This is a genomic window from Mesorhizobium sp. M2A.F.Ca.ET.037.01.1.1 (assembly GCF_003998075.1).
Taxonomy (GTDB): Bacteria; Pseudomonadota; Alphaproteobacteria; order Rhizobiales; family Rhizobiaceae; genus Mesorhizobium.
The window spans coordinates 1-2,793 of sequence record NZ_RZSA01000877.1; the positions used below are offsets into that span (position 1 = coordinate 1).

Below are 2,793 nucleotides of genomic sequence, written 5' to 3' on the forward strand. Positions count from 1 at the left end.
TGGCACGATGTCCCAGCCGAAGGCCGCAAAATCCACCGACGCGGCCAGGGCCGCGAAATCCATCGAGGCGAACGCGCCGGCAAGATCAACCGAGAAGGCAGCACCGCCCCGCGCTTCCGACACGCTGGCGCTGAAGCTCAGCTCTCCCGAATTCACCACCACGCTGTCGCATTTCCACCGCGCCGAGATCGCGCGCATGGCGGGCTGGCGCGACAGGCTCGACCGCACCAGCAACTGGGCGATCACCGTGGTGGCGGCGATGCTGTCGGTGTCGCTGTCGACGCCCAGCGCGCATCACGGCGTGCTCTTGTTCGCGATGCTCCTGATCACGCTGCTTTTGTGGATCGAGGCGCGGCGCTACCGTTTCTTCGACGTCTACCGCGCCCGCGTGCGGCAGTTCGAGCGCTACTACTTCGCGCAGATCTTTTCGCCGCAGCCGGATTACGCTTCCAACTGGCTGGCCATCCTGGGCGAAGGCCTGCGCTCGCCGCGTTTCCTGATCACGCAGCGCGCGGCGCTGATACGCCGGCTGCGCCGCAACTACATCTTCATGTACACGATCCTGCTGCTTGCCTGGATCCTCAAGATCACCACGCCGAGCCTGTCGCGCGAAGGCTCGCCGATCGGCTTCGGCGCCTCGCTGGTCGACACGTTCCGGGTGGCGACGCTGGGACCCATCCCTGGCGTCATCGTGGTAAGCGGGGTGGCCGTCTGCTATCTCGCGCTGCTTGCCGCCGCCTTGCTGGTGCGTGCCGATGACGGCGAGCTGTCGGTCGGCGACGTGCATGTGTGAGCGGCTGAACGCCGAACGTTTACCCGGATTCAGCTATGCCTGCCTGCCAGTAAACCACCGTGAAATCGCGTGCGGGGACAACCATCAGGCGCGCCATCATTAGCCGCTTGATAAGCATTTGGTAATAAAACGCGACAGATGAGAGGCTGGCCGCGATTCACGGACAAGACAGCGTTGTCGCCGGTGGGACCTTGCCATGCGCATTAAGAGCCTGATTATCGTCAGCATGGTGAGCGCGGCGGCGCTGATCGGACTGGTTGGCGCTGTCGCCGTCTTCACGCAGCTGAAGGCGGCCAGATATCTGGGACTGAACGAAGCGACCAATGTCGCCCGTGAGCTCGCCGACACCATCGTTTTCAAACCCTACGACGGTGCGCCATCGCTGCTTGATCGACCTGATGCATTAAAGCGGTATCTCGACCAGCAGCACCGCCGCGCGCGGCGCGATTTTATCGTTGTCGACAGCAGCAAGCGGATTGTCGCCCATGCCGCTGACGAGGAGCACATCGCCGGCGAGACATTCGATCACGATCCGGGCAATGAGGTGGGCCTCACGCTGCAAGACGGTGTTCCGCGCCGGTTCGTCGATCCGAACGAAGTGAACGCCATTCTTGCCGTTCCGATCGAGCAGAACGAGGACACGATCGTCGGCGCCGCGCTTCTGGAATATGACCCGGTGCTGACCGCCGCCGAGCAGCGGACCAATGGTCTGCTCTGGCTCGTCGGCCTCAGCACCGCCGCCGCCATGCTGATCGCCGCGGGTTTTGCCTGGGTTCTTCTCAGCCGTTTCGGTTCAGGACTTAAGGATATGATGCGCGGTATGCAGGCGCTGGCGAAGGGCGAAGCCATGACGCGCATAGGCGATGGGCGCAACGATGAGTTCGGGGAGTTGGCAGATGGCTTCAACACGATGGCCGACCAACTCGCGGCGGCGCGGGCGCATATCGAAGACATTGTCGAGGCAGCTGCCGAAGGCATCGCGGTGCTCGATGCCGAGGGCCGCATCGCCAGCGTCAACCCCGCCGCAGCGACGATGATCGGCCGGCGCGCCGACAAGATCGTCGGCCTGCAATGGGACGCGGCGCTGACACTGCACGATCCGAAAGGCGCCGAATTCGCCAGTGGGGCGTCCCCCGTCGAGATGGCTCTGGCTACCGGTCGGCAGCAGCAGCGCGAGATACGCCTGGTCAGGCTGGACGGCTCGCAGATCCCAATTATCGCCAGTTGCAGTCCGCTCAGCCGATCTGACGGCGGGCTGGTGCTGACCCTCAACGACATCAGTGAATTGCGCCGCGCCGAAGGGGTCGTCCACGAACGCGCTGACCAGCTCGCCATTCTCAATCGCGAGCTGCACGAGAAGTCGGAAACCACGTCCCGTCTGGTCAAGCTCGGCGAATTGCTGCAGGCCTGCGTGACCTTCCCCGAGGCCTTCTCGGTGGTCGGAACGGCGATGACCGAGTTTCTCGGCGGCCTGAGCGGGAGCGTCCACCTGACCAGCGCCTCGCGCAACCTGGTCGAGGAGAGGGCGCATTGGGGCGACGTGCGTTCGAGCGTCAATCAATTCGCGCCCGAAGACTGCTGGGCGCTGCGTCGTGGCCAGGAGCATGTCGTCGGTCCGGGAATGCTCACGCCGCGCTGCGCTCACATCACTGAGAACGGCAAGAAGGGGTACGTTTGCATGCCGCTTGCGGCGCAGGGCGAGACGCTAGGGCATAATGCATCTGTGCGAACCGAATGCCGCCGAGAAGCCGCAATGGCTGACCGAACGGCAGCAGATCCTGCGCGGCGTCGTCGACACGCTGGCGCTGGCGCTAGCCAATCTGCGCCTTCGCGAAACGCTTAGGCAGCAATCGATCCGCGATCCGAACACCGGCCTGTTCAACCGGCGTTATCTCGAAGAAACCAGCAGCCGGGAACTGAGGCGCATGGAGCGCTCGAGCCAGCCGTTGGCAGTCATCATGCTCGATGTCGACCACTTCAACCAGTTCAACGATACGTTC

At 63.9% G+C, this 2,793-nt stretch carries 3 protein-coding genes; 2 read left to right on the top strand and 1 reads right to left on the bottom strand.

All coding sequences use genetic code 11. From position 1 onward, the window contains the following. Positions 1–7: 7 nt before the first annotated feature. Both EOA27_RS30590 and EOA27_RS30595 read left to right on the top strand, forming a co-directional pair. A complete protein-coding gene (locus EOA27_RS30590; RefSeq protein WP_127257997.1) occupies positions 8–793 on the top strand; it encodes a DUF2270 domain-containing protein in 786 nt (261 codons plus the stop codon). Between the two features lie 196 nt (positions 794–989). Beyond that, on the top strand, positions 990–2,636 hold the full coding sequence (locus EOA27_RS30595) for a PAS domain-containing protein (RefSeq protein WP_127257993.1): 1,647 nt from the start codon (positions 990–992) through the stop codon (positions 2,634–2,636). Here the strand turns inward: EOA27_RS30595 and EOA27_RS41650 are convergent. Next, a partial coding sequence (locus EOA27_RS41650; RefSeq protein ID WP_210214181.1) for a hypothetical protein occupies positions 2,605–2,793 on the bottom strand: 189 nt, incomplete at its 5' end. The genes EOA27_RS30595 and EOA27_RS41650 overlap by 32 nt on opposite strands.

Bases quoted from the DNA above. Each gene is read 5' to 3' on its own strand.
- EOA27_RS30590 (WP_127257997.1), top strand. From the start codon at position 8: ATGTCCCAGCCGAAGGCCGCAAAATCCACCGACGCGGCCAGGGCCGCG.
- EOA27_RS30595 (WP_127257993.1), top strand. From the start codon at position 990: ATGCGCATTAAGAGCCTGATTATCGTCAGCATGGTGAGCGCGGCGGCG.